General features: G+C 70.1%; 22 protein-coding genes. 7 read left to right on the plus strand and 15 right to left on the minus strand.

What is annotated here, in order from left to right:
- Positions 1 to 41 precede the first annotated feature (41 nt).
- The 8 genes from J4H85_RS13690 to manA all read right to left on the minus strand — a co-directional run bounded on the left by J4H85_RS13690 (position 42) and on the right by manA (position 10,975).
- Entirely contained in the window at positions 42 to 1,715 is a 1,674-nt protein-coding gene (locus tag J4H85_RS13690; RefSeq protein ID WP_208240770.1) for an LpqB family beta-propeller domain-containing protein, read from the minus strand.
- Positions 1,712 to 3,412, minus strand: a complete 1,701-nt coding sequence (gene mtrB / locus J4H85_RS13695; protein WP_208240772.1) for an MtrAB system histidine kinase MtrB — start codon at positions 3,410 to 3,412, stop codon at positions 1,712 to 1,714. The genes J4H85_RS13690 and mtrB overlap by 4 nt, the downstream gene beginning before the upstream one ends.
- Positions 3,413 to 3,419: 7 nt before the next feature.
- Positions 3,420 to 4,103 carry an MtrAB system response regulator MtrA gene (gene mtrA / locus J4H85_RS13700; protein WP_208240774.1) on the minus strand — a complete coding sequence of 228 codons (684 nt, stop codon included), beginning with the start codon at positions 4,101 to 4,103 and terminating at the stop codon, positions 3,420 to 3,422.
- 17 nt (positions 4,104 to 4,120) lie between these two features.
- Positions 4,121 to 4,561, minus strand: coding sequence for a hypothetical protein (locus J4H85_RS13705; RefSeq protein WP_243893841.1), 441 nt, complete (start codon positions 4,559 to 4,561; stop codon positions 4,121 to 4,123).
- Positions 4,562 to 4,595: 34 nt separating this feature from the next.
- Positions 4,596 to 6,005 carry a DUF5719 family protein gene (locus J4H85_RS13710; protein ID WP_208240776.1) on the minus strand — a complete coding sequence of 470 codons (1,410 nt, stop codon included), beginning with the start codon at positions 6,003 to 6,005 and terminating at the stop codon, positions 4,596 to 4,598.
- Positions 6,002 to 9,172 carry a glycosyltransferase gene (locus tag J4H85_RS13715; RefSeq protein WP_208240778.1) on the minus strand — a complete coding sequence of 1,057 codons (3,171 nt, stop codon included), beginning with the start codon at positions 9,170 to 9,172 and terminating at the stop codon, positions 6,002 to 6,004. Before J4H85_RS13715 ends, J4H85_RS13710 begins: the two co-directional genes overlap by 4 nt.
- Positions 9,173 to 9,261: 89 nt before the next feature.
- A complete protein-coding gene (locus tag J4H85_RS13720) occupies positions 9,262 to 9,576 on the minus strand; it encodes a WhiB family transcriptional regulator (RefSeq protein WP_208240780.1) in 315 nt (104 codons plus the stop codon).
- A gap of 112 nt (positions 9,577 to 9,688) precedes the next feature.
- Entirely contained in the window at positions 9,689 to 10,975 is a 1,287-nt protein-coding gene (gene manA, locus J4H85_RS13725) for a mannose-6-phosphate isomerase, class I (RefSeq protein ID WP_208240782.1), read from the minus strand.
- Positions 10,976 to 11,031: 56 nt separating this feature from the next.
- On the opposite strand from manA, the gene J4H85_RS13730 reads away from it, so the two are divergent.
- The 7 genes from J4H85_RS13730 (at position 11,032) to J4H85_RS13760 (ending at position 17,783) form a co-directional block, all read left to right on the plus strand.
- Positions 11,032 to 12,411 (plus strand): O-antigen ligase family protein, encoded by a 1,380-nt coding sequence (locus J4H85_RS13730; protein ID WP_208240784.1) that lies wholly within the window; start codon positions 11,032 to 11,034, stop codon positions 12,409 to 12,411.
- A complete protein-coding gene (locus J4H85_RS13735; RefSeq protein WP_307863722.1) occupies positions 12,408 to 12,797 on the plus strand; it encodes a hypothetical protein in 390 nt (129 codons plus the stop codon). The genes J4H85_RS13730 and J4H85_RS13735 overlap by 4 nt, the downstream gene beginning before the upstream one ends.
- A gap of 116 nt (positions 12,798 to 12,913) precedes the next feature.
- A complete protein-coding gene (locus tag J4H85_RS13740; protein WP_208240786.1) occupies positions 12,914 to 13,939 on the plus strand; it encodes an ABC transporter substrate-binding protein in 1,026 nt (341 codons plus the stop codon).
- Positions 13,936 to 14,931, plus strand: a complete 996-nt coding sequence (locus J4H85_RS13745; RefSeq protein WP_208240788.1) for a FecCD family ABC transporter permease — start codon at positions 13,936 to 13,938, stop codon at positions 14,929 to 14,931. The genes J4H85_RS13740 and J4H85_RS13745 overlap by 4 nt, the downstream gene beginning before the upstream one ends.
- Complete coding sequence (locus J4H85_RS13750) at positions 14,928 to 15,974, plus strand: FecCD family ABC transporter permease (protein ID WP_208240789.1); 1,047 nt, start codon at positions 14,928 to 14,930, stop codon at positions 15,972 to 15,974. The genes J4H85_RS13745 and J4H85_RS13750 overlap by 4 nt, the downstream gene beginning before the upstream one ends.
- Positions 15,971 to 16,771 carry an ABC transporter ATP-binding protein gene (locus J4H85_RS13755; protein ID WP_208240790.1) on the plus strand — a complete coding sequence of 267 codons (801 nt, stop codon included), beginning with the start codon at positions 15,971 to 15,973 and terminating at the stop codon, positions 16,769 to 16,771. Before J4H85_RS13750 ends, J4H85_RS13755 begins: the two co-directional genes overlap by 4 nt.
- The gene (locus J4H85_RS13760; protein ID WP_208240791.1) at positions 16,761 to 17,783 is read left to right on the plus strand and encodes a siderophore-interacting protein; all 1,023 of its coding nucleotides are present in this window, start codon (positions 16,761 to 16,763) and stop codon (positions 17,781 to 17,783) included. The genes J4H85_RS13755 and J4H85_RS13760 overlap by 11 nt, the downstream gene beginning before the upstream one ends.
- A 7-nt stretch (positions 17,784 to 17,790) precedes the next feature.
- Here the strand turns inward: J4H85_RS13760 and J4H85_RS13765 are convergent, their stop codons facing one another.
- The 7 genes from J4H85_RS13765 to glpK form a co-directional block, all read right to left on the minus strand.
- Positions 17,791 to 19,065 carry a Dyp-type peroxidase gene (locus tag J4H85_RS13765; protein ID WP_208240792.1) on the minus strand — a complete coding sequence of 425 codons (1,275 nt, stop codon included), beginning with the start codon at positions 19,063 to 19,065 and terminating at the stop codon, positions 17,791 to 17,793.
- Positions 19,062 to 20,525, minus strand: a complete 1,464-nt coding sequence (locus J4H85_RS13770; protein ID WP_208240793.1) for a PepSY-associated TM helix domain-containing protein — start codon at positions 20,523 to 20,525, stop codon at positions 19,062 to 19,064. Before J4H85_RS13770 ends, J4H85_RS13765 begins: the two co-directional genes overlap by 4 nt.
- Positions 20,522 to 21,133: a copper chaperone PCu(A)C gene (locus J4H85_RS13775; RefSeq protein ID WP_243893843.1), complete on the minus strand. Its 612-nt coding sequence runs from the start codon at positions 21,131 to 21,133 to the stop codon at positions 20,522 to 20,524. Before J4H85_RS13775 ends, J4H85_RS13770 begins: the two co-directional genes overlap by 4 nt.
- A gap of 159 nt (positions 21,134 to 21,292) precedes the next feature.
- A complete protein-coding gene (locus J4H85_RS13780; protein WP_208240795.1) occupies positions 21,293 to 21,940 on the minus strand; it encodes a hypothetical protein in 648 nt (215 codons plus the stop codon).
- Positions 21,941 to 22,012: 72 nt separating this feature from the next.
- The gene (locus tag J4H85_RS13785; RefSeq protein WP_208240797.1) at positions 22,013 to 22,900 is read right to left on the minus strand and encodes a glycosyltransferase family 2 protein; all 888 of its coding nucleotides are present in this window, start codon (positions 22,898 to 22,900) and stop codon (positions 22,013 to 22,015) included.
- Positions 22,888 to 24,510, minus strand: a complete 1,623-nt coding sequence (locus J4H85_RS13790) for a glycosyltransferase (protein WP_208240799.1) — start codon at positions 24,508 to 24,510, stop codon at positions 22,888 to 22,890. The genes J4H85_RS13785 and J4H85_RS13790 overlap by 13 nt, the downstream gene beginning before the upstream one ends.
- A 102-nt stretch (positions 24,511 to 24,612) precedes the next feature.
- Entirely contained in the window at positions 24,613 to 26,127 is a 1,515-nt protein-coding gene (gene glpK, locus J4H85_RS13795) for a glycerol kinase GlpK (RefSeq protein WP_208240801.1), read from the minus strand.
- Positions 26,128 to 26,149 lie beyond the last annotated feature (22 nt).

The following is a 26,149-nucleotide window of genomic DNA, read 5'->3' on the forward strand; positions in this document are numbered from 1 at the left end:
GGAGGGTGAGCCGAGCGACCGAACGGGCCGATCGGCCCCGCTCAGCCGACCTTCGCGAGCACGTCGATGCCGCGTTCGCGTTCCTGCCGCTGCCACGCCTGACCCTGCAGCGCGTACAGGTCGCCGTTCTCGTCGAGCACGCGCACCTGGGTCCGAGCGCCTCCGCTGCTGATGTGGACGCCGCCGGGCACGGATCCCGTCTCGGTGATCAACTGGCCCGGCCCGCCGAACGTCACCTTGCCGCCCTCGCCGACGCGACTGAGGACCGCGAACTGCTGCTCGTCGATCCAGTCGAAGTCGACGGGCGCCCCGGACGTCCACAGCTCCTGGACCGCGGTATCGCCGAGCCCGGTGGGGCGTCCGTCGTCGTCGCGAGTCACGGGGGCGACGAGCAGCACGGAGTTCTCCTCGTCGGCGACGAGCGCCGCGATGCGGGATCCCGATGGCGAGAGACCGATCGCGACCGGGGTGCGGCCGGCACCCCACGGCGTATCGACGCTCACCCCGTCCTCGCCGGGGATCCGGACGACCAGCCCGTCGGTTCCGCGTGACGCGTACGTCCAGACGTACCCGAACTCATCGATGACGGGTGCGATCTGTCCGGCGCGCGCGTCGATGAGCGCCACTCCTGTGTCGTCGACCCAGCTGACTCCGCGCTCGCTGAGCACGGCCGCTCCCTGCAACGTCGGTGCCACTGAGACGGCCTCGGCGTCGAGATCGACGACGGGCTCGTCGAGCGTGTTCAGCGGATCGACGTCGCCCCCGCTCAATACGCCGAATCCTCCGTTGCGTTCCACGATGGTGGCCTGCGGCTCCTGATCGATCTCGGGAGCCTCGACGTCGCGGCTCCCGATGTTGAGGTTGCCGGCGCTGAGGTCGTAATCGGTCACGCCGGATACCCCGTCGAGCGTGGCGGTGAGTTGCCGGGAGACGTCTTCGAGCGTGGCTTCGCTCGCCTCCGCGAGTTCGGTGGAGAGAGCGATCTCGGCGGTGCCCTCGATGATCGGCACCGATCCGTTCGCGAGTCTCGTGCCTCCGGGGAACGCGGTGTGCAGCGTGTCGCGGTACGGTGCCATGGGTCCTTCGAGGAGCTCCTCCACGATCTCGCTCGCGAGCGACGGCCGGTTCAGGAACCACCGGGAGTCGGGCACGAGCGCCCCGCGCTGGTTCAGGAAGAAGAGCTCCTGCCGCGTCCAGGTCTGTTCGAACGTCGTGCGTTCGAGGATCACCCCGGTCGGCGCCGATGAAATGCGCCATTGCCCGTCCTGCTCCTCGAGTTCGAACCGAACATCGATGGTGGGGCTCGGCGCGGCCGAGGTCATCACCCCGTGCTCGTCGACGTCGGCGATGGTGGAGAGCGAGAGCACCGAGACGTTGCCCTCTTCCTCGCGGTACGGCCGGGTGCCCTCGTCGACGAGCACGCCGGCGGACGGGTCCCACTGCTCCGAGTAGCTGGGCGTGAGGAACTCGCGGGCCACCGCGTAGTTGTCGGCATTGGATGACGCGGCGTTGATGAATCCGCGCACGATCTCTTGCGCGTCGGCGTCCACTGCAGGTCCGTTCGGGTTGAACCTGACCTGGCGATCGCCCTGGCTGAGTTCGGTGAGGCCCGGTTGCACCGGTCCGGCGTCGGGAACGGCCTGGCACCCCGTCAGGGCGACGAGGGCGATCACGGCTGCGGCGAGCGCGCCGCGCAGGTGCGGACGTTTCGTCACTTCGTGCGCTCCTTCCACACGCGACGGAATGGCCGTCTCAGCCATCCGCCGGTGGTGCCGGGATCGGTCTCCTCGATGGAGACGTCGTCGGGGATGAGCGGGAGCGGGGAGACGAAGGCGCTGGCATCGCCGCGCGGCAGCGTGAGGCGGAAGTTCGCCCCCTCACCCGGCCGGGACCACGCTTCGAGCAGTCCGCCGTGCACTGCGGCATCCTCGCGGGCGATCGCGAGTCCGAGTCCGGTGCCCCCGAACGTGCGTTTGCGGGCGGGGTCGGCGCGCCAGAACCGGTCGAAGACGCGCTCGATGTCTTCAGCTTTCAGTCCGACGCCCCAGTCGCGCACGGTGACCGCGACGGCGGCGGCGTTCGAATCGATGGTGACGACCACCGGACGCCCCTCCCCGTGCTCGGCGGCGTTGCCGACGAGGTTCGAGATGATGCGGCGAATGCGGCGCGCATCGACGTCGACGGTGCCGTACCCGCCGATGGGGCGGAGCTCGATCATGCTCTTCGAGAGGGGTTGGATCCCGTCGATGACGTCGCGCGCCAGCGCGACGAGGTTGGTGGGCTCCGTCTCGAGCGTGATGCGGCCGGCATCGTAGCGCGAGATCTCGAGGAGGTCGCCGAGGAGCGTCTCGAACCGGTCGATCTGCGTGCCGAGCACTTCCACGGCGCGGCCCTGGGAGGGGTCCATCGCATCCTGCTGACCGCGAAGCACCTCGCTCGCGAGGCGGATCGTGGTCAGCGGTGTGCGCAGTTCGTGGGACACGTCGGAGACGAAGCGCTGCTGCATGTCGGAGAGTTCATCGAGTTCGGTGATCCGGGCCTGCAGTGTGCCGGCCATGTTGTTGAAGTTCTCCGAGAGCACGTCGAAGTGCTCGTCGTTCTGCAGCGGCATGCGCGCGTCGCTGTCGCCCGCCGCGAGTCGGTGACTGGCGTCCGCTGCCGCACGGATCGGCCGGAAGACGCTGCGCGAGATGACCCAGACGAGCGAGATGATGAGGGCGAGGAGTCCGATGGTCGTGATGAGCAGCGTGCGCTGGATCGCGTTGAGCGATTCCTCGGTGTCGGAGAAGTTGTACCCGATGAAGAGGTCGTAGTTGCCCACGCCGGACGGGAAGCTCAGGGTCGACCCGACGGCGATACCCGGGCCGGAGACCCCGGTCTCGTCGGGCACTGACACGGGTTGCCAGTGCTGCGGGGCATCGGTGTCCCGCAGGGACTCGGAGAGGTCGTCGGTCACGGCGTCCACGAGGGACTGCGACGTGTTCGAGTCGACGGGAGCGTCGGAGACGTCGACTTGCCCCGGCTGTCTGCGGAGGTAGATCATCGAGCTCGAAGACGTGTCGAGCACCGCGCGACGCACCGAGTCGACGAGCGTGGTGAGCCGCGCACGGTCCGTCGCGTTCGACGAGTCGAGCACGCTCTGCGCCGCCAGCGTCGCCCGCGCCGAGTCGGCGAGCGCCTGGTCGCGGCGCGATGAGTACAGGTCGTCTCCGACGTTGGTGAGGATGAAGACGCCGGCGACGAAGATCATCACGGTGGTGATGGATGCCGTGATCGTCATCGTCCGCAGACGGAGCGAGGATCGCCACCGCGACCGGAACGGGCCCAGTACCGGCTGACTGAACCGCAGCCACCACAACCGCAGCCGCCGCCGCCGGAGTGCGAGCCGCGAGCGGCCGTGGAGCGCGGTCATCTCGGGGTCATTCCGCTGGACCGCCCGCGCGGTAGCCGACGCCGCGGACCGTGGTCACGATCGTCGGGTTGTCGGGATCCTGCTCGATCTTCGCCCGGAGGCGCTGCACGTGCACGTTCACGAGCCGCGTGTCGGCCTTGTACTGGTAGCCCCACACCTTCTCGAGCAGCACCTCGCGGGTGAACACCTGCTGCGGCTTGCGCGCGAGGATCGCGAGCAGGTCGAACTCGAGCGGGGTGAGCGAGATCTGGCGGGATCCGCGCCGCACCTCGTGCGCCGCGACGTCGATGTCGAGGTCGCCGATGCGGAGCATCTCGGAGACCTCCTGCTGCGGCTCGCGCAGACGCGCGCGGACCCGGGCGATCAGTTCGGCCGGGTTGAACGGCTTCACCACGTAGTCGTCGGCACCCGCTTCGAGTCCCCGCACCACGTCGGTGGTGTCGGTGCGCGCCGTCAGCATGATGATCGGCACGCCGGACTCGGCGCGGATGCGCCCGCACACCTCGATGCCGTCGACGCCCGGCAGCATCACGTCGAGCAGCACGAGGTCGGGTCGCATCGAACGGAAGCGTTCGATCGCCTCGACGCCGTCGCCCGAGGTCTCGGTGACGAACCCCTCCCCCTCGAGCACCATGCTCAGCATCTCGGCGAGCGGAGTATCGTCGTCGACTACCAGGATTCGTGCACTCATGTCTCTATTATGGCCGTTCAGTAGTGGTCGAAGCGTCCGGGCAGCAGATCCCAGGGTTCGCGCCCGAGATACTCGCACACGGCGCGATAGACGCAGTGCTCCACGAAGTACCTGCGGTGTTCGGCGTCGTCGACGTGGAGGACGCGCGCCCGCTGGATCGGCATGCGGAACAGCATGATGGACTGTTTCGCCCGGTCGATCGCGTAGAACTCGGGATTGCCGCTCGTCCCCTCCGGGCCGAGCGGTACCGTCATGAATCCGATGTGCACTCCCTCGAGTTCGGCGGCGAACTCGCGCTGGAGCAGTTCGACGGCACCTCGGGCGTCGTTCTCGAACCGCGAGGCGCGACTGTCGGGGTCGGGCAATCCGGCACCGGTCAGTGCGGAACGTATCGGGCGCCGACCGTGCCGATCGCGGAGCGCGACCGGGGAACGGCGGGACGCCTTGCGGGCGAACATGCGCCCAGTCTACGGGCGACGACCGGGCATCGGCTCAGCGCGTGTAGACGGTGAGTTCCTGGGTCCGGTCGCCGATGGGCAGGATCGGGTATGCCGCCAGGGCCCCGCGGCCGACGACCCGCACCGCGGCGTGCACCTGATCCTCGGTGCGCAGCTGCGCTCCGTTGCGGATCTCGGCGGTCACGGTCCCGCCGCCGGGCACGGTGATCTCGCGCGCGTCGTCGTCCGCCGAGTCGCCGGCCCGCTCGACGCGGACCGTCGCATCCGACTCGCCGGGGTTCGACAGTACGAGCTCGCCCGAGTTCACCACCGGTGCCGCGACGGCGACGCCCGCGGGGAGCTCGGGAGCCGGCGAGAACCAGGCGTTGTCGTGCCGCTCGTCTCCGTCGACCGACCCGAACGCGCCCCCGACGATCGGTACATCGGCGTCGATGATGATGCCCTGAGCGCGTGTCGGCCACTGGTCGATCTCGAGCTGCCCGGCGACACCCGGTTCGAGGGAGATCTCGCCGAGGTCGTAGCTGCGCCCGTTCTCGTCCACCGCCCGCACCGTCGCGGTGCCGGCCTCGTCGCCCGGCGCGAACGCGCGCACCAGGACGGGGAACTGATCGAGGTCCTGCGCCTCACCCGTGTGGTTCTCGGCGAGCGTGTTGCGGTTCGTCACGCCGGGGATCACCAGGCGATCGTTCGGGTCGAGCTGACGCGTCACGCTTCCGGCGGAGAATGGATCGATGTCGACGGTCTGACCGATGCCCATGCCCGCGCTGACCGTCGCTCCGGTGCTCACCACGTGGGCCACGAGGCGCTCGCGTTCGGGGGCGTAGCCGTTCAGGGAGATCGTCCGCTCGGACTTCGGCGGCACGAGTACCCCGGTGACCTGGCCCGAGTCGACCGGACCGTTCTCGTCGTAGAGGTCGATGCGCACCGTCGCCGGCACCTCGCCCGGGTTGGCGACGGACAGGGTCGTCGAGGTCCCGGTCAGCGTGTCGCCGCCGACGACCCACTGCTCGTTGACCGGTTCGACGCACGTGCTGGCCGCCGTGCCCCGGATGTCTTCGGAGGAGACGCGCTGGGACTGGGCGGCGCCGAACTGGGCGCTGTCCTGGCCGGTGCGCACGGCGGGGGCGCTGCCGGAGCCCGCACTGTCGGTGGTGAGCGGGTCGATGCCCTCGGATTCGCCGGCCGTCTCGAGATCGACGTCGCCGGTCAGGCTGGTGGCCTCGGGGTTCTCGGGGTCGAGCCCGAGCTCCGCGAAGGAGCCCTGGCACACGAGTGTGCGCTGCGTGGTCTGCGAGGTGTCGACCGACACCCCGACGGGTTCAGCGGTGACGACCGGGAGCGTGGTACCCGCGAGCAGGACGACCGCCGTCGCGGTCACCGCCGTGATGAGCAGGCCGGTGGTGGCCCGCACGCTGCCGAGTACGACCCGGGATCGCTCCGTCATCGCTGTTCTCCCTCGCGCTCGTCGGAGGCGTCGTCCGGCACGCTCGATCCGCCCACCGCGTCCGGCTCACCGGTGCGCGGCGCCTCCTCGGATGCCGGTGCGTCGAGGTCGTCGTCGACCGACTCCTCGGGCACGGTCTGCGGATCGGGATCCCGATCCGCATCGCCGGCGTCGACCGGCTGCGGCTCCTGCCCGGCCGTCATCGCTGCGCCCGCCGCCCCGCCGACGACGGCGATCTTCGTCTTCGTGCCGCGACGACGCGACGGACGCCGGCGCTTCGGCGGCCGCTCGACGACCTCTCCGGTCGGCAGCGCGAGCAGCAGCATGCTGAGCACGAGGATCACCTGCGCCCACCAGAGCGTGTTCGCCCCGAGCGTTGTTCCGTCGAGGTCGGTCACCTCGTCGATACCGGCTTGCGAACCCGAGTCGCCGGCCGTCGCGCGCCACAGCAGTCCGAAGTCGGTCTGACCGGTGCTGGTGAGTGCGGCGTTCTGGTCGAAGACCGCCTGCAGCTCGGCGCGTTCGGCGCTGTCGCCGCCGGGCGAGAGCAGCACGAAGCCCACGCCGAGGGTGCGCAGATGCTCGGCCACGTTGACGTCACCCGTGCTCGCCAGTCCGCCGACGAGTTCGGCGATCGCCTCGTCGGTCGCGTTGCGGTCGGGCACGCGCGAGGCGGTGCGGATATCGTCGAGGCGCTCTCCGGTTCCGTCGACGATGCGGGCGCCGACGCTGCGATCGTTCTCGGCGTTCGGGGCGCCGACGTCGATGACGAGGGTGCGCGTGCCGGTCGCCGTGCCGCCGGCGGCCTGCACGAGGGCGGGCATCTGGTTCGTGCCGGAGGTGATGCCGCTCGACGCGGTCGTGAGCTGCACGGCGGTCGGTGCGACGGCAACGGCTGCGGCGACGAGCGCCACGGCGACGATCGGCGCGGCGGCGCGGCGCAGCGTCTCCGCCCCGACGACGGCGAGGCCGAGCACGGCGACCCAGTAGACCGCGAGTCCTGATCCCGTCCAGAGCGCGACGGTGTCGGGTCCGCTGACGAGAATGCGCAGCTGGCTCGCGGCGACCGCCGTGAGCATGCCGAGTCCGCCCATGAGGGCGCTGAGGATGGTGATGTGGATGCGGCCGGTGAACAGCCCGAGCAGCGCGAGCAGCGCGAGCGGGAGCATCAGCACGCCGACGAGCAGCGTGGTGGGGATGGCACCCCATCCGATGTCGTCGAAGATGCCGCCCCAGCCGGCGAGTCCGAACCCGGGGAAGCCGAGCATCAGGTGCCAGGTGTTCCCGGGTTCGTAGACCGGGGTGATTCCCGGATCGAGGAAGATGTCGAGCGGCCGTCCGGCCAGCACGGAGGTCACGATCTTGGGTGCGAAGAGCGCGGCCGGAGCGATCGCGGTCGAGAGCACGCGGGCGATGCGGCGCGGCGAGGTGGCGATGCCGACGATCAGCAGGAGCGCGGCCGCCGGGATCAGGATCGGCGCGCACGCGAGCGCGACCGCCGCGAGCAGCGATGCGGTTCCGGCCCAGCTCCACGATTCCCGGCACCGCGTCGCGGCGAGCAGCAGCCAGGGCAGCACCACGGAGAGGATGAGCGTCGGCAGTCGACCCGAGTCGAGCGACGTGAGCATCACCGGGCTGATCGCGACCCCGATGCCGAACAGCGCACGACCCGCGCGTGACTCGGTCAGCTGAGCGGACCAGATCCACCCGCCGAGCGCGGCGAGCGGAATCGCCGCGATGACGAGCAGCACGATCGCGTGGGAGGGGTTCCAGAACACCAGGGTGCCGAGCACGGCGAGCACCCAGGTGAAGGGGTCGGCGGGCAGCCCGTCGATGGTGCGCGTGTGGGTCCACAGCTCGGCGATGGGGCTGAGCGGGGCCAGCGCACCGCCGGCGAGGCTCAGCTGCGGCAGCGCCCACCAGCAGAGCACGGCGGCGATGACGAGCGCACCCATGAGCACCGCGAGCCCTCCCGACGAGATGAAGTGCATCTCCCGCCGTTGCCGGCCCTGGGCGAGCAGGATCGCCTCACGGTCGATCATGCGCGCCGTGCGCACCGACTTCGGGTCGACGCGCAACGGGGTGACCGCCGGCCACCCGGCGGTCATGGTGCGCTTGATCCGCCGCCGCGACGCAAGAATCGCTGCCGGCCGGAAGAACACGAGCATGGCCGAGGTGAACTCGCCGGGGATCTGGCCCGGCTGCTCGCGAATCAGCGCCCAGAACATGCGCAGAACGGCATAGATGGGGAGGCCGAGCCAGAGGAAGAACGACACGAACGCCGGTGCGTAGGCGATCCGACGGTGCATCTGCGCCGCGCGGTCGCGGCGGTGCGCGGCACGCATCACTCCGCGCTTGCGCTCGATCCGCGGGCCGACGACACCGCTCTGGGCGAATCGCACGCGCGAGGACGGGGCGACGACCACGCGGTAGCCGGCGAGCCGAGCGCGCACACTGAAGTCGAGACCGTCGTCGGCCACGGGCAGCGAGGGGTCGAAACCGCCGAGCTGCTCCCACGCGTCGCGGCGCACGAGCATGCCGGCCGGGCCGACGCCGAGCACGTCCTGCAGGTGGTCGTACTGCTGCTGGTCGAGCTCCTGGCGACGCAGCTTCCAGCGCGACCCGAATCGGGTGAGGCTCTGGCCGAGCTCGATGATGCGCTGGGGGCGATCCCAGTCCACGAGCTTCGGCCCGGCCACGGCGACCGATGGAGCGCGCTCGACGGTGCTGAGGATGCGTTGCAGCGCCTCGGGCTCGGGGCAGGTGTCTTCGGCGAGCAGCCAGATCCACTCGTCCGCCGTCGCCGGTGCCGGGCTCTCGTCGACGCCGCTCGCCGCATCCGCGTCGTCGTTCGCGACCGTCGCCGCGCCGTCTGCGGCTCGTGCGCCGACCACCGCACCCGCGGTCGCGAGGGCATCCGGGAGCGCCGGTGGCGTGTAGTCCAGTGCACGCTGCACCGTCTCGCCGAACGGGCGGCGTGTCTCGGCCCCGATCACCCGATCGGGGCTCGCCGCGGACAACTGGTCGGTCACGTGCTGCGCGCCGCCGTTGTTCACCGCGATCACGCGGTCCGGTCCCCGGGTTTGCGCGGCGATGCCCGCGAGGGTCTCTTCGAGCCACTCGCCGCCCTCCTGGGCGACCACGATGGCAGTGACGATGGTGCGCATATCGGGCCTAGCTTAAGCGTGCCGACTGGTTCCGAGGTGGAGGCGTGCGCGGCAGCCTCGAAAAAAGAATCGGCAGTGTCTCGCTGAGCTCAGACGGCTTCGTTGCGCAGGCGACGACGCTCGCGCTCGGAGAGGCCGCCCCAGATGCCGAAACGCTCATCGTTCTCGAGGGCGTACTGCAGGCACTCGGAGCGCACCTCGCAGCTCTCGCAGATCTTCTTCGCCTCGCGGGTCGACCCGCCCTTCTCCGGGAAGAATGCCTCGGGATCGGTCTGGGCGCACAGGGCATCCGATTGCCACGAGACCTCTTCCTCATCGGCCTGCCGGACTCCCGGGACGCCGAGGAACACGGGATCGACGAACCAGTTTCCTGGAACCGGAGCATGTGCACCCTGCTGATTCATGGGTTCCTGCTCCTTCCCCGCCAATACCAACGTGTTGATCACACCCAATTACACCGTTGTGATTCTGACAAGTCAAGCCGGGAAGTGTAAACCCTCAACGACAACTTGAGGCTTAGCGACACACGGGCGTGTCCGCTCCGGGCGCGAAGGACTCCCCGACCGTCGCGATGAACGCCTCGCCGTGACCCCGGATCAGGATCGGCTCGCCCGCCGACACGTACAGCGATTGACCGCGCTTCACGACGGCGACCTCCGCGAACTCCGCTGCCGGTCGTTCGATGACGACCCGGCCCTCGGTCGCGATGAGCACGAGCGGGTGAGATGCCGGCAGGTCGATCTGTTCCGCCGAGTGCGCGGCGTCGAACACCTCTTCCTCGGCACCGTGGAGTCGCACCCGCATGAGCTGGAAGTCGGGCACCGGGGGGCGCCACGCGACCAGGCCGGGGCGGCACCGCTCCGCGCGGAACTTCGGCTCGACCAGCTCTTCGGTGTCGACGATGCGCTGCACCTCGTCGACGTCGACGTGCTTCACGGTGAGGCCGGCCCGCAACACGTTATCGGAGGAGGCCATCACCTCGACGCCGATGCCGCTGAGATACGCATGCAGCTGCCCGGCGCCGAGGAAGATCGCCTCGCCCGGCTGCAGACGAAGCGCGTGCAGGGTCACCGAGACGAGCATGCCGGCATCTCCGGGGTGCGCGGCCGCCAGGTTTCTCAGCACCGCCGTCCGCAGCGGATCGAGACCGAGATCAGCGTCTCGGACCGTCCGCACGACCGCCGAGACGCCCCGCACCGCGTCCGCGGTCTCGCGGCTCGCACCGAGCGCCCACGCGAGGAACCGGCGGCGTCCCGTACTCGGCTCCTCCGCGGAGAGCAGGTCGGCGGCGAAGTGCAGCGCCTCGCGCGACGGTCCGGCCGGGACCGACGCGGCGAGCAGCCGGAAGTCACGACGCGCGTCATCCACCGGCCGGAACCCGCTGAGCGCCGTCATCTCGCCGAGAGCCACCAGCAGCTCGGGTTTGTGGTGCGGATCCCCGTAGCTCCGCTCGGGGGCGTCGCGTGCCACGCCCCGCTCCTCTTCGGCCCGGTATCCTGCGACCGCCTGCACCGCGTTCGGATGCACCTGCAGCGAGAGGGGCGCTCCGATGGCGAGCACCTTCATCAGGAAGGGGAGATCGCGCCCGTCCACACCCCACCGCTCGGGATCGCTCTCGATGAGGTCGATCAACGTGCGCGGCTGCTTCGTCGCCTTCGCGACCGATGCGGGATTCCCGGGGTGCGCCCCCAACCAGAGCTCCGCCTGCGGCTCGCCGGTCGCGGCCGTGCCCAGCATTTCGGGCAGCGCATCGACTGATCCCCACGCGTAGGTGCGGGGCGTGTTCTCGATGAAGATCAGCACGCGCGCACCCCACTCCCACTGCTCTCACTCATGCGATATGCCCTACCATACCGACTATGGCGGAGAACAAGACGAGGCTCGGCGTCAGCGCCTACGCGATCACCGTCTTCGCCTTCGCGCTCGGCGGCAACGGCGTGAGAATCCTCACGAGCTGGTACGGGTTCGGCCTCGGCGTCGTGGTGCTCTCGGTCGTCGGCGTCGCGCTCTTCGCGAAGCTCAAACCGGCCCGATTCCGGTGGTACCGGCTGCCTGCTCCGCTGTTCTGGTTCCTCGGGTTCGCCGCCCTCTCCATCATCTGGTCGCAGTACCGGTTCGAGAGCGTGCTCGGGGTCCTCGCTCAACTGATCACGACGGCGGTCGCGGTGGTGCTGGCGTTCGTCCTCACGTGGCACGAGGTGCTGCGCACTCTGGCGACGGCGCTCCGCATCCTGCTCTCGGTCTCGTTGCTCTTCGAGCTGTTCGTCTCGACGGTCGTGCGGCAGCCCGTCGTGCAGTGGTGGCTGCCCGAGCCCGTGGTCGGCGAGCCCGAGTCGAAGCTGCTGTACTGGAGCCGCAACCTGCTCTTCGAGGGGGGCATGATCCAGGGCATCGTCGGCAGCTCCGTGATCCTCGGGTTCATCGCCCTGCTCGCCCTCATCGTCTTCGCGATCCAGCTGCGCGCCGGCCTCGTCCGCCCGTCGGGCGGCTGGTTCTGGGTCGCGGTCGCGGCGGCGACACTCGTGCTCACCCGCAGCGCCACGGTCACCGTGGCACTCGTCGCGGTCGTCGTCGCGCTCGGACTCGCGCTGTGGGCGCGACGTCTCGGACCCGAGCGCCGCATGCCGCTCTACATCTCGGGCACCGTGATCATCGCGGCGGCCGTCGCGACCACGCTGTTCGCGCGCGACTTCGTCTTCGGGCTGCTCGGCAAGAGCGGAGACCTGACCGGACGTCTCGAGACCTGGATCAAGGTCGTCGACCTGGCGGAGCAGCGGCCGTGGTTCGGGTGGGGATGGATCAGCTACTGGGCACCCTGGGTCGATCCGTACCGCACGCTCGACGTGCAGGCGAACCTCGCGGTGATGAGCGCGCACAACGCCTGGCTCGACGTCTGGTTGCAGCTCGGCATCGTCGGCGTGCTGCTCTTCGCACCGCTCGTCGTGCTCACGGTGTGGCGCGTCTGGTTCCGCGCCGTCGATCAGCCGCGTCGCGGGCCGGGCGCACCGCTCCCCTACGCGACCAGCGCGCTCTGGCCGTTCCTCGTCATGGTCGCCCTGGTCGTCCAATCACTGACCGAGAGCCGCATGCTCATCGAGTGGGGCTGGCTGCTGCTCGTCCTCTTCGCCGTGAAGTCGCGCTTCGACTTCGAGTTGCCGTCGCAGGATGCCGAACCGACGAAGCAGCCTTGGCGACGCGTGCCGATCCCGCGCGAGCACTCGGTGGAGCCGAGGCCGTGAACCTCACCACGGCGCGTCTCGTCGAGCTGCGGCGCGATGCCCGGATCGAGCGCGACGCGCTCCTCGAGCACCGCGGACGGCTCGGCGAGGATCCGGCCGACGCGTTGAGCGTGACCCCGAGCGTCGACGAGCTCGTCGTCTGCACGATCCGGGACGAGATGCTCGAGGATCGCGATCAGCTCGCCGAGTTCTCGATGGCGCGCCTCGCTGCTCGGGGCTCCGGCCCCGACGCTGACGCACACCGGCGCAACGCGGACCGCGTCGAGTTCGAGCTGCTGCGCGAGATCGCCGCCGCCGTGCCGCAGCTCGCGGTCGCGGTGTGGGGCGTGGCGCACGACCTCGATGTCGCGGGCGACCCGGAGAACGGCGGCTCTGCGGGCGCGTGAACGGGCGATGGCGACGCAGTCGACCGGGCAAGCAGAAAAATCGACAAGTGAGGAAGAGGGTCCCTCAGCTTGACAATTTAGGTGTGCCTTACCAACATATGATCAAGACATTTCGTATGAAGGGAACCCCTGTGCGTTCACGCATCCTCGCCGCCGTCGCCGCGGCATCGCTCACCGCCACGCTCGCTGCGTGCTCCACCTCCACCGCAGACGAAGGCGGGAGCGAGGGTGAGATCGAGATCGAGCACGCCTTCGGGACGACCGTGATCCCCGAGAAGCCGGAGCGCATCGCGACCGTCGCCTGGATGAACCACGAGGTCCCGCTGGCGCTCGACGTCGTCCCCGTCGGCATGAGCAAGGCCACCTGGGGCGACGACGACGGCAACGGAGTGCTTCCCTGGGTCGAGGACAAGCTCGAGGAGCTCGGAGCCGACACCCCCGTCCTCTTCGATGAGACCGACGGCATCGACTTCGAGGCCGTCGCCGATACCGAGCCCGATGTGATCCTGGCCTCCTACTCCGGCCTCACCGAGGAGGAGTACGAGACGCTCTCGAAGATCGCGCCCACGGTCGCGTACCCCGAGATCGCCTGGGGCACCTCGGTGGAGGACATGGTCCGCATGAACTCCGAGGCCATCGGCATGGCCGAGGAGGGCGAGGCCCTCGTCGAGGATCTCGATGCCCAGATCGCGGAGTCGATGGCCGCGCACGATTCGCTCGAGGGCGCCAAGCCGTTCTTCGCGTTCATGGATCCCTCCGACTTCAGCACCATCGGCTACTACACGAGCCTCGACACCCGCGTCGGCTTCCTGGAGCAGGCCGGCATGGGCGTTCCGCAGCTCGTCGAGGAGGAGACGGCGGGCACCGACCAGTTCTACCTCGAGATCAGCGCCGAGGAGGCGGACCAGCTCGAGGACGTCGACGTCTTCATCACCTACGGCGACCCCGACGGCGACCTGGTCGAGCAGATGCAGGCCGACCCGCTGCTCTCGCAGATCCCCGCGATCAAGGAGGGGCGCGTCGCGATCCTTCCCGACGCCACACCGATCGCCGCCTCGGCGAACCAGTCGCCGCTGTCGATCCCGTGGGGCATCGACGACTACTTCGACATCATCGCGGACGCGGCGGCCCAGGGCCAGTGAGCCGAGCCGCACGGAGCGGCTGGTTCATCGCGGGCCTCGCACTCCTCGTCGCCCTCTGCGCGGCATCGGTATCGCTCGGCGTGCGCGACGTGTCTTTCGGAGACATCGTCGCCGCGCTGAGCGGGCAGGCCGATACCGTCGGAGAAGCGGCCGTCGTGAAGCGACTCCCCCGCACCGTCCTCGCGATCCTCGTCGGAGCAGCGCTCGCCCTCTCGGGTGCGGCGCTGCAGGCGATCACGCGCAATCCGCTCGCCGACCCGGGGATCCTCGGCATCTCGGCGGGCTCCTCGTTCTTCGTCGTGCTCGGCATCACGCTGTTCCAGCTGTCGCGGCCGTACAGCGTCATGGGCGTCGCGATCGCGGGCGCCGCCGTCGCCGCCGTGCTCGTGTATCTCATCGGTTCCGCCGGCCGCGGCGGGGCCACCCCGTTGAAACTCGCACTCTCGGGAGCCGCGATGTCCGCCGCCCTCGTCTCGCTCACGAGCGCCGCGATCCTGCCCCGCGTCGATGCCGCGCAGTCGTTCCAGTCCTGGCAGGTCGGCGGCGTCGGCGGCGGCACGTGGGATCGCATCGCCACCGTCGCCCCGGTCCTCGCCGTCGGGGCGCTGATCTGCTTCGTGTGCGCCCGCGGCATGAACTCCCTGGCACTCGGCGACGACCTCGCCGTCGGACTCGGCGAGCACGTCGGGCGCACGCGAGCGCTCGCCGGGGTCGGTGCCGTCGTGCTCTGCGGTGCCGCCACCGCGATCGCCGGCCCCATCGGCTTCGTCGGGCTCATCATCCCCCATCTCTGCCGGCTCCTCTTCGGGCCGGATCATCGATGGCTCCTGCCGTTCTCGGCGCTCGCCGGGGCATCGCTCCTCGTCGCAGCCGATGTCGTGGGACGCGTGGTCGCCCGCCCGGATGAGATCCAGGTCGGCATCATCACGGCGATCATCGGAGCCCCCGTCTTCATCTGGATCGTCCGACGACAGCGGGTGCGCGAACTGTGACCTCTCCCACCTCACCCAGCACACTGCAGGCCGTCGTCTCGGGCCGTCGCTCGCGCGCACGACGCCGACTGCGCGCGACCGGCCTGCTCGCCGTGATCGCGGTCGCGCTCTTCCTGGTGACGCTCATGGTCGGCAACACCTTCTACGGGCTCGACGAGGTCGCCCGCGTCGTGCTCGGGCAGACCGTGCCAGGCGCGTCGTTCACCGTCGGTGAACTGCGCCTCCCGAGATCGGTGCTCGCGGTCCTGACCGGATTCGCGTTCGGCGCCGCCGGGGTGACCTTCCAGACGATGCTGCGCAACCCGCTCGCCTCACCCGATGTGATCGGCATCAGCTTCGGCGCCAGCGCGGCCGCGGTCGTCGGCATCGTGTTCTTCTCGCTCAGCGAGACGGCCGTCTCGTTCGTGGCGTTCGGATCGGCGCTCGTCACCGCGATCGCGATCCTGCTCCTCTCGCACCGCGGTGGATTCTCGGGCGCCCGGCTGATCCTTATCGGGATCGGCATCGCGGCGATGATGCACAGCGTCATCACCTACTCCCTGTCGAAGGCGCCGTCGTGGAACTTCCAGGCCGCCATGCAGTGGCTGGCCGGCAGCCTGAACGGTGCCAGCTGGGACCGCGTGCTGCCCCTCGCCGTCGCGGTCGCGGTGTTCGTCCCGGTGCTCCTGATGAGCGGCCGCGGACTCGGCGCGCTCCGGCTCGGCGACGACGCCGCGCAGGCGCTCGGCGTGAAGCCGATGACCGTGCGGATCCTGCTCGTCTTCGCCGCGGTCGCGCTCATCGCGTTCGCCACGTCGGCGAGCGGTCCGGTCGCGTTCGTGGCGTTCATGTCGGGTCCCATCGCGGCACGACTCGTCGGACCCGACGCGTCGCTCACCGTTCCCGCCGGTCTCGTCGGCGCGGTGCTCGTGCTCGGCGGAGACCTCGCCGGGCAGTACCTGCTCGACGGGCGCTACCCCGTCGGCGTCGTCACCGGCGTCCTCGGGGCCCCGTATCTCATGTACCTCCTCGTCAGAATGAACCGATCGGGCAACAGCATATGACCGCGTCCCACACCCTCGCCGGCCGCGACCTCACGCTCTCCTACGGCGAGCGCACCATCATCGACGGGCTCACCCTCGATCTCGTTCCCGGCACCATCACGTCCGTGGTCGGCGCCAACGGATGCGGCAAGTCGACGCTGCTGCGCGCGCTGGCGCGGCTGCTGCAGCCGCAGGCCGGGGAAGTGCTGCTCGACGGGGAGCCGATCCGGTCGAAGCCGTCGCGCGACGTCGCGCGCACGCTCGGCCTCCTGCCCCAGAGCCCGATCGCACCGGAGGGCATCACCGTCACCGACCTCGTCGGGCGCGGGCGCACCCCGCACCAGAAGCCGCTGTCGCGGTGGAGCCAGCACGACTACGCCGCCGTCGCCTCGGCGCTCGACGCCACCGGCATCGCCGACCTGGCCGACCGCCCGGTCGATGAGCTCTCGGGAGGGCAACGGCAGCGCGTGTGGATCGCGATGGCACTGGCGCAGGAGACCGACATCCTGCTGCTCGACGAACCGACCACGTTCCTCGATGTTGCGCACCAGGTGGAGGTGCTCGACCTCCTCGTCGACCTCAACCGCGATCGCGGCACGACCGTCGTCATGGTGCTGCACGATCTGAACCTCGCCGCCCGGTACTCGGACACGCTCGTCGCCGTTCGCGCCGGCCAGCTGCACGCCTGCGGCGCTCCGAACGAGATCGTCACCCCCGATCTCGTGCGCGAGGTCTTCGGGCTCGACAGTCAGATCATCACCGATCCCGTCTCGGGTTCGCCCATCGTCACTCCGATCGGAAGGCATCATGTCCGCTGACTCCGCCGCACCCGCAGCCCCCGCACCGTTCCACGTCGTGCGCGCCACCGTGACCGCCGTCGAGCGCGTCTCGCCGGTCTTCGTGCGCATCACGTTCGGCGGTCCCAGCCTCGCGGCGTTCGGCACGCCCGGACGCACCCTCGACCAGCGGATCAAGCTCATCTTCCCCGCCGCGTCCGGCGCGCTCCCCGAGCTCTCCGCCTCGGAGAACCATTGGTACCCGGCGTGGCTCGCCCTGCCCGAAGCGGAGCGCGGCAGCATGCGCACCTACTCGATCCGTCATCTCACGGTGGCGGAAGACAGCTCGACCACGGTCGCCGTCGACTTCGTACTGCACCTGGAACCCGGCGGCACGGGCCCGGCCTCGACCTGGGCGAGCCGCGCCGCGGTCGGTGATGAACTGCTCGTGGTCGGCCCGAGGCGCGGTCGATTCGACGGCGGCGGCATCGAGTACGATCCGGGTCAGGCGCGTGAGGTGATGCTCGTCGGCGACGAGACGGCCGCGCCGGCCATCGCCCGCATCCTCGAAGACGGTGCCGGGTCGCTGAGCGCCGCGGACGGCGGTTCGGGCCCAGCGGCCGGCACCGCCCACGTGCCGAATCGCGGCATCGCCTGCATCGAGGTGCCCTCCACCGATGACATCCTGCCCATCGACGCCCCCGAAGGCTTCGAGGTGCGCTGGCTGGTTCGCGGCGACTCGGCTCCCGGATCGCAGCTGTTCGACGCTGTCATCGCCGAGGTCGGTGACGCTCCCGCTCCGGTCGAGGAGGATCCGGTGCTCGCCGCCGATCCCGACTACATGCCGTGGGAGACGCCGCAGTACTCGCAGCTCGGCGAGCAGATCGTCGACCCATCGGAGCGCGCCGACGCCACCGAGCGCTACTACTGGATCGCCGGCGAGAGCCGCGTGGTCACCACCCTGCGCCGACACCTCGTGAAGGGCCTCGGCGTCGACCGCTCGCAGGTCGCGTTCATGGGGTACTGGAAGCAGGGCGTCTCGATGCGCGGCTGACCGCGCCCTACCCCGTGAGGGAGGCGCCGAGGGTCTCCCCGGCCGCGAACCCCGGCAGCATGGCGAAGACCGCCGAGCCCGTGTGGGTCACCCACTCGTTGAGCATGTCCATCTCGTCGAGGCGCTGCTGGATCGGCACGAACTGCCGGTACGGGTCGCGCTGATAGCACGCGAACAGCAGGCCGGCCTCGGTGCCGTCGTCGTAGTTCACGGCGCGGCGGAAGATGCGCTCGTCCGGATCGGTCGAGTGCGCCCGGCGCGCGTGCGCCGCCATCGGAATGACCTTCAGTCCGAGCGGGGTCGTCGCCTCGAAATCGATCGGAGTGTGCTCGTCCCCGCCGGTGAGCGGCGCACCGTCGTCGAGCGTGCGCCCGATCGTGATCTCACGGCCCGGGCGATCGATCTGGTCCCAGGTGTCGAGCTCCATGCGGATCCGGCGGAGCACGAGGGCCGTGCCTCCGGACATCCAGCCCCCGTCCGCGCCGATCCAGACGAGCGGATCGAAGTCCTCCTCATCGGGGTGCGGATTCACGGTGCCATCGACCTGACCCATGAGATTGCGCATGGTCGTGCCGTCGGCCTCGGATCCGCGCGCCTGCCTGAACCCCTGCTGGGTCCAGTGGTGCTCGGCGAACCCGGTGAGGTCGCGGTGGATCATTCGCGCCGCGTGAGCGAGCGGCAGCGGATCGTCGGCCTGCAGCAGGATGAGCAGGTCGCCGTCGCCGTACCGGTCGTCGAGCCGATCCTCGGCGAAGGCAGGAAGCGGCTTCAGCCACTCGGGCCGCCGTGAGGGGTCGACGCGATCCACGAGCCCCGCGCCGACGCCGACCGTCACGCTGAGCCGCGACGGGCGCGCGGCGAGTTCGGGTTCGGGGTCGGCGAGGGGCGCCGCACCCGACGCGAGTCCCTCGATGTCCTCGGTCAGGATCCGGAAGAGGCGCCGGACGCCGTCCGCGTCCACCTCGGGGCGGAGGCGATACGCGACGTACCGCGCGTGCGCCGTCGAGGGCGTGGTGATGCCGGCCTGGTGTGCGCCGTGGCAGGGCAGCGCCTCGCCGCCGAACCCCGGCAGGTCGCCTCCGGCTCCCGCCGAGCGGATCGACCCGTCGTCCGACGGCACGGCGGAGCCGGGATTCGGACGCAGTGCCGTGAAGCCCGCGGCCGACCCCAGTCCCAGGATCGCGCCGATGCCGGCGCCGGCCGCGCCCCCGGTAAGGAGGGCGCGGCGGCTCATGCCGCGGCGGGGTTCCTGATCGGAACCGGTCTCGGGGGTGTCCGTCATGACCGCACCTCCTGCCGTCGGCGCTGCACGAACCCGATGAGCACATCGAGCACGACGAACGCTGCGAGCGTGTATCCGACGAGGGGGAGGAACAGGCCGACGGCGAGCGCCCCCGCGATGACGGCGACGATCCCCCACCACGGCGCCCCGCGCAGCACTCCGCGTGCCGGAGGCGTGCCCGGTGCGAAGCGCGCAGCACGGGTCGGCCGCCGGCGCCACCACATCACGTAGCCGAGCACGGTCAGCGTCGCGATGCCCGCGGCGAGCAGTACGAGTGCGATCTGATTGGGCAGCCCGAACATCGACCCCATGTGCAGATCGATGCCCCAGCGGCTGAGCTTCGCGGGCATCGAGAAGTCGGCGAAGTCCACGCGGTCGACCACCGTGAGCGTCGTCCCGTCGATCGCGACCGAGTCGACCTCGGTCGGGTAGCTCCGCTGAATCTCCTGCACCACCCACGCGGTGCCCGGCTCCGCCGGCGGCCTGATCTCGACGAGCCCCGAGTTCACGTTCTCGCGCTGCGCGACCGTGAGCACCGACCCGAACGTCGCCGGGTTCGCCGAGGCGACCTCGGCATCGTCCTCCGTTGTCGGAGCCGCGCCGCCGTGATGGTGGGCGTGCTCGTCGGGGGCCGGTTCGGACCCGTCGAGACTCGTGCTCACGGCCGGCGTCTGCCAGCCGAGCGCGGTGCGCAGCTCGCTCACGCTCGCCCCGCCGAACTGGGACCACGTGATCCCGGTCGCCGACAGGAACAGTGCGCCGATCGCGACCCAGAGACCGATCGAGGTGTGCCAGCTGCGGGCTTTGCGGTACCCGGTGTAGCCGCGCTGCGGACGGATCATGTCGCGCTTCGTCCGCGACTTCCGAAAACGCGTCACCCAGAGCGCGAGTCCGGCCACCGCGACGATGCCGAGCCACGAGGCCGCCAGTTCGCTGTACCAGCGTCCCACGTCTCCGAGGTGGAGACTGCGGTGCAGCTGATCGATCCAGGTGCGCATCGGCAGCGCACCGCTCGTGCCGTACGTCGTGAGGTCACCGCGGATCTCCCCCGTCGACGGATCCACGAAGACGGTCCGCGACTCGCTCTCGCCGAGAGCGGGGTCCGCGAACATGACGCGCGTCGTATCCCCGGGCTCCGGGGCGGGTCGCACGGCGGTCAGGGTTCCCTCGTCACCGACGCGGGTCTCGGCGGCGACGATCTGATCGGTGAGACTCACCGTCTGCGCATCGCTCGACGCCTCGAGCTGGTCGGCGTACACGACCTTCTCGATCGCCGGGGTGAGCGCGTAGAGCCCGCCCGAGACTGCGGCGACGATGATGAACGGACCGACGAGGATCCCGGCGAAGAAGTGCAGGCGCAGCAGGAGGGCGGCGAACCACCCGCGCTGCGCGCGCCGCGGTGACGGCGCAGTCGGTGAGCCGGGACTCGGCGCCGACTCGCGTGCGATGGTCGACGTCATGAGTCGCCGTGCTCGTCGTGCGCGGCGTCGTCGTGGCTCATGTCGTCGTGGCCCATGTCGCTGTGGTCCATGTCGTCGCCCTCGCCTGGTTCGTACTCTTCGTTCGCCCCGGCGTAGTCCTTCGCAAGGGCGTCGAACTCCAGGGTCGAGTCGTCCGAGAAGCGCAGCGTGAAAGTGACATCGTCACCGGCGAGCACCGGCTCGGGCAGCTCCATGAGCATGATGTGGTTGCCGGCGGGCGAGAGCTCGAGGGTACCGTTCGCGGGGATCGTGAAACCGCTCTCGACCTCGCGCATGACGGATTGGCCCGCCTCGTTCTCGAGCGTCTCGTGCAGTTCGAGCGTCGGCGAGGCGTCCGACTCGACCGAGACGACGGTGACGTCCGCGTCCGACTCGTTGGCGAGGGTGCCGAACGCGGCGGTCATGCCGTCGTCGCCGGTCTTCACCCACGCGCCCTCGATCGTCACCGCGTCGGCGGCGGGGGTGGGCTCGGCGTCGGCCGCCGTGGCGCAGCCGGCAAGAGCGAATACGGCCGAGCCGGCCAGCAGGAGCGAGGTGAAGCGGGCGCCGCGTGCACGGCGGCGCGATGATGCAGTGATATTCGTCAAGGTGAGTGCCTTTCGCACGGATTCCGGCCGTCGCCGCAGCGCGGCCGGCACCGGTCGACTCCGAGGGAGTCGGCCGGCAGGAGAATATGAAGGTCCGTGTGAAACGCGTCGCGTCGTGCGTGACTGTGGAGCGCTGCCGAACAGCGCGGGGTCACCGGCTCAGCTGCAGAGCGCGAACGCGTCTCGCGCACGCGCGGGCGGGCCGCGGCGCACCTGGACGGTCGCCACTTCTCGGGTGAGCACCGTCCAGCCGGGTGCCGTCGCCGTCGCGGTCGTACGCCGGGGCTGCGCCTCGGCCAGCGGGGCGATGCGCGGGGTCTGCACGGGCAGGGCGAACCAGTGCCGCAACCAGCCGGCGACTCGAGCGAGACGCTCGAGACTGCGCTCGCCGCGGTGCAGCACCGCGACCGTGATCGCGGCGCCGATGAGGTGCCACGCCCACATGCCAGCATCCGCCTGCACGGCGGCCATCGTGCCGTCCGTGGCGATCGCCGGCATCGTCGCGTGGTGCGCGTGCGGCGAGACGGGCACTGCGTCGGTGGCGGTCGAAACCGTCGGCGTGCCGATCACGAAGAGGGTGTGGAAGAGCGTCTGGCTCGCGCCCACCGCGATGGACAGGCGCCCGAGCGAGAGACGTCGCCCCGCGAGCAGCGTGCACACGAAGAGCGAGAGCACCAGCGGCACCGCGATGCCGAGCAGCGCGGGCATGTCACCGCCGCCCACGATGTGCGAGAAGAGCGCCACGAAGGTCGCCACGAGCGCTGAGAGGGCGCCTCGCGTCAGCATCGGAGCGCGGGAGGATTCCACAGCATTCAGTATCGCAGATGCGACGGGTCGCCGCGGACCGGCGACGGGTCCGGTCGGATCGGGCCGGCAGGCCTAGACGCGGTCGACGGCGGGGTTGAAGCGGAACCCCTCCCACAGCTTGCGGATCATCCGCCGCTGCAGCTTGCCGGCGACCCGCCCGCGGCGCATGCCCACGACCACCTGCGCGGCGAAGAGCAGGAAGTGCGGCAGCGAGCGGTGGTGCCGCTGGTACGAGGCCTGGTTGCGCACGCCGTAGGCGAACTTCCATGCATTGCTCTCGTCGATCATGCCGAAGTTCACGCCCTGGTTGACACCCATGTCGTGGACCGTGACGCTGTCGAGCACCTGCACGCCCGGGGTCTCGCGGGTGATGCGGAGGGTGTACTCCGCGTCATCGAACCAGATGAAGTACTCCTTGAACGGGAGCCCGAACGTCTCGAGCACCCACCGCGGGATGAGCACCGACACGAAGGAGCACTGCTCCACCATGACGCTGTTCTGACCTTTCACCAGCAGGCGGCCCCAGTCCCAGGTGGGGGCGGGGTTGTTCATCTCGCAGATGGCGCCGTCGGTGAAGACGACCACGGAGCAGGCGAACGGCACCGGCGCGCCGAGCTCGTCCGAGGCCGCCGAGAGGCCGGAGAGGAGACGCTCGAGCGCTTCGGGTTCGGGGTAGCCGTCGTCGTCCATGATCCAGACGAAGTCCGCGCCGAGCTCGTACCCGCGCCGCATCCCCGCGGAGAATCCGCCGGCGCCTCCGGTGTTCGTCGGCAGCGAGACGACGTCGACCGGGATCGAGCTCTCGACGGTGGCGAGGTACTCGCCCGTGCCATCGGTGGAGGCGTTGTCCACGATCACGAGGTGCGTCGGAGCGGTGCTCTGCGCCTCGATGGCGGCGATGACCTTCTTGAGCTTCGCGAGCCGGTTGAAGGTGACGATGACTGCGGCTACCCCTGCCATTGTGCGAACTGCTCCTTCATCATGTGGTGTGCGTCGTCGTGGCGCGCGAACGCGGCGACGCGATCGCGCTGCGCGGCCCAGGCGGACTCCCGCTCGGACTCGGATGCGGCGAGACGGCGGATCTCGGCTTCGGCGCGCCTGGAGAACGGTCCGCCGGGTCGCGGCAGCAGGAGCGGGCCCTGCACGATGGTGCGCTGCGAGCCGACGTCTGCGGAGAGCACGGGCACTCCAGCGGCGACCGCTTCGAACGTGGTGAGCGTGAGCCCCTCGTTGATCGAGGTGACGACGAGGAGGTCGCTGTCGGCGAGCGTCTGCGCGACGGGCACGTCTTCGAAGCGCTGCTCCACGACGTCGTGCAAGCGGTACCGTTCGAGGAGCGCCGTGACGAGCGGTGCGAGCTCGCCGTCGCCGTGCAGGATCGCGCGGATCGGCACGCCGGCCCGCACGAGGCGATGCACGAGCGTCAGGAAGACGTCCGGCCGCTTCTGCCGCGACAGACGACCGACGTACGCGATGGTGAAGACGCGGTCGGCCGTGCGCGGCGCGAACTCCCGGGCGGCGTCGACGGTGAGCGCCGTGAGCGGGGCCATGGTGATCGCAGCGGGATCGATGCCCTGCACCTCGGTCAACCAGCGGTCGAGTTCGGGCGAGATCGTGTGGTGCCGGTCGATGCACTCGTCGAAGCGGACGGCGAGTCCGGGGTAGCCGCCGCCGAGGTACTCGACGATGTGCAGGGAGTCGACCACGGGCACCTCGGGGCGCCACGCGCGCAGGAACGGCAGGGCCCGGTAGAGCCAGTAGCTGTGGTGCACGACGACGCCGCGGAGGTCGAAGTTCTCGACGACGGCGCGGAGCAGATCGGGATCCTGCGGCGGCTCCGAGCCGTCGAAGCTCGTGGTCACCACGACGCAGTCGGCGAGTTCGGGGCGCGTGAGCCACGGGTGGACGGAGTTCTGATCGGTGACGACGACGGGCAGGAAGCCCTGATCCTTCGCCATCTGCACCGTCTCGATCGCCCATCGCTCGGCTCCGCCGGTCTGCAACCAGTGCAGGCCGAAGAGGATCGCGGGGCGCGCTCCCTCTGGTGCCGCGGCCGCCGGCGTCGCATCGGCGACCGCACCAGCGATCTCCGCATTCTCGGGACCGTTGGGGTAGCGCGGCAGCGGCGCGGAGATGGCGCGCTCGCGACGTCCCATGATGACCTCGCGCGCACGGTCCAGCACGGTCGGCGCGGTCCGCTCGAGCGCGCGGTACACGCGGCGGGCGGGTGAGAGCGGCGCGACCGGACGCGTCGTGGCGGGGGTGGCGTCGGGGTGTCCGATCCGGATCTGGCGCACCATCGCGGAGCCGGGAGGTGTCGACCCCGTTCCGACCGCTCGACTCTGCACGCGCAACGTGAACTGCGGATCGGCATCGGTCGCGTCGATGGTCGCCAGGGGCACCTGCGTGAGGTCGCCGATCGATACTCCGACGGTGAACGCCTCACCGGGCGAGCGGAGCGCGTGGAGCGCGAGGATCCCGTCGAGCTGAGCGCGCTGCAGGTCGGTGAGCCGGTCGAGGGCGTCCGCGGATCCCGATTCGGGGGTCACCCGGGTCAGCTCCTGCTGCATGCCCCTCCCCTCGCCGTGTGCGGGCCTCCCTCATCCTAGAACACCGCGGTGGGGACGGATGCGCGTGCGCACCCGCCCCCACCGCGGCTCACTGAATGGGAGTTACTTGAGATCCTCATCCACCCAGTCCATCGACTTCGTGACGGCCTTGCGCCACAGCCGAAGCTGCCGGTCGCGCTCGGCCTCGTCGAGCTCGGGCTCCCAGCGACGGTCCTCCTGCCAGTTCGACGAGAGATCGTCGAGGTCCTTCCAGAAGCCGACCGCGAGACCCGCGGCGTACGCCGCACCAAGCGCCGTCGTCTCGGCGACGACGGGACGCACCACGGGCACGCCGAGCACATCGGCCTGGAACTGCATGAGCGCGTCGTTCGCGACCATGCCGCCGTCGACCTTCAGCTCGGCGAGGTCGACTCCGGCGTCCGCGTTCACGGCGTCGAGCACGTCGCGGGTCTGGAAGGCGACGGCCTCCAGCGCGGCCCGGGCGATGTGCGCCTTGGTGACGTAGCGGGTGAGACCCACGATCGCACCGCGCGCGTCCGGCCGCCAGTACGGTGCGAACAGGCCCGAGAACGCGGGCACGAAGTACACGCCGCCGTTGTCCTCGACGGTGTCGGCCAGCGCCTCCACCTCGGGAGCCGAGTCGATGATGCCGAGCTGGTCGCGCAGCCACTGGATCAGCGAACCGGTCACGGCGATCGACCCCTCGAGCGCGTAGTGGGTCGGCCCGTCGCCCAGCTTGTAGCCAACGGTGGTGAGCAGCCCGTTCTGCGAGCGGATGATCTCTTCACCGGTCTGGAAGATCAGGAAGCAGCCGGTGCCGTAGGTGTTCTTGCTCTCACCCGCGGTGAACGCCGCCTGCCCGAACGTCGCCGACTGCTGATCGCCGAGAATGCCCGAGATGGGCGTCTCGCGCAGCAGCGACGAGTCCTCGGCGTATCCGTAGACCTCGGAGGACGACTTGATCTCGGGCAGCATCGAGCGGGGCACCCCGAACACCTCGAGGATGTCTTCGCGCCACTCGAGGGTCTCGAGGTCCATGAAGAGCGTGCGCGAGGCGTTGGTCACGTCGGTGACGTGGACGCCCCCGTCGACCCCTCCGGTGAGGTTCCAGAGGACCCAGCTGTCGGTCGTGCCGAACAGGAGGTCGCCGCGGTCGGCCGCTTCCCGCGCGCCATCGACGTTCTCCAGGATCCAGGCGATCTTCGTACCCGAGAAGTAGGGCGCGAGGGGCAGACCGACGATGTCCTTGAAGCGCTCGACGCCGCCGTCCTCGGCGAGGCGGTCCACGATGGGCTGCGTGCGGATGTCCTGCCACACGATCGCGTTGTAGACCGGCTTGCCCGTGGTGCGATCCCACACCACGGCGGTCTCGCGCTGGTTGGTGATGCCGATCGTGGCGATGTCGTGCCGGGTGATGTCGGCGCGTCCGAGTGCGCTGCCGATGACCTCCTGCACGTTCTGCCAGATCTCGGTCGCGTCGTGCTCGACCCAGCCCGCGTGGGGCATGATCTGCTCGTGCTCCTTCTGGCCGACCGAGACGATCGATCCCGACCGGTCGAAGATGATGGCGCGACTCGATGTCGTGCCCTGGTCGATTGCGATGACGTACTTCGACATGTTGGTGTACTCCTTCGTCCGT

Origin of the sequence: Leucobacter tardus, assembly GCF_017583045.1 — a bacterium.
GTDB lineage: Bacteria > Actinomycetota > Actinomycetes > Actinomycetales > Microbacteriaceae > Leucobacter > Leucobacter tardus.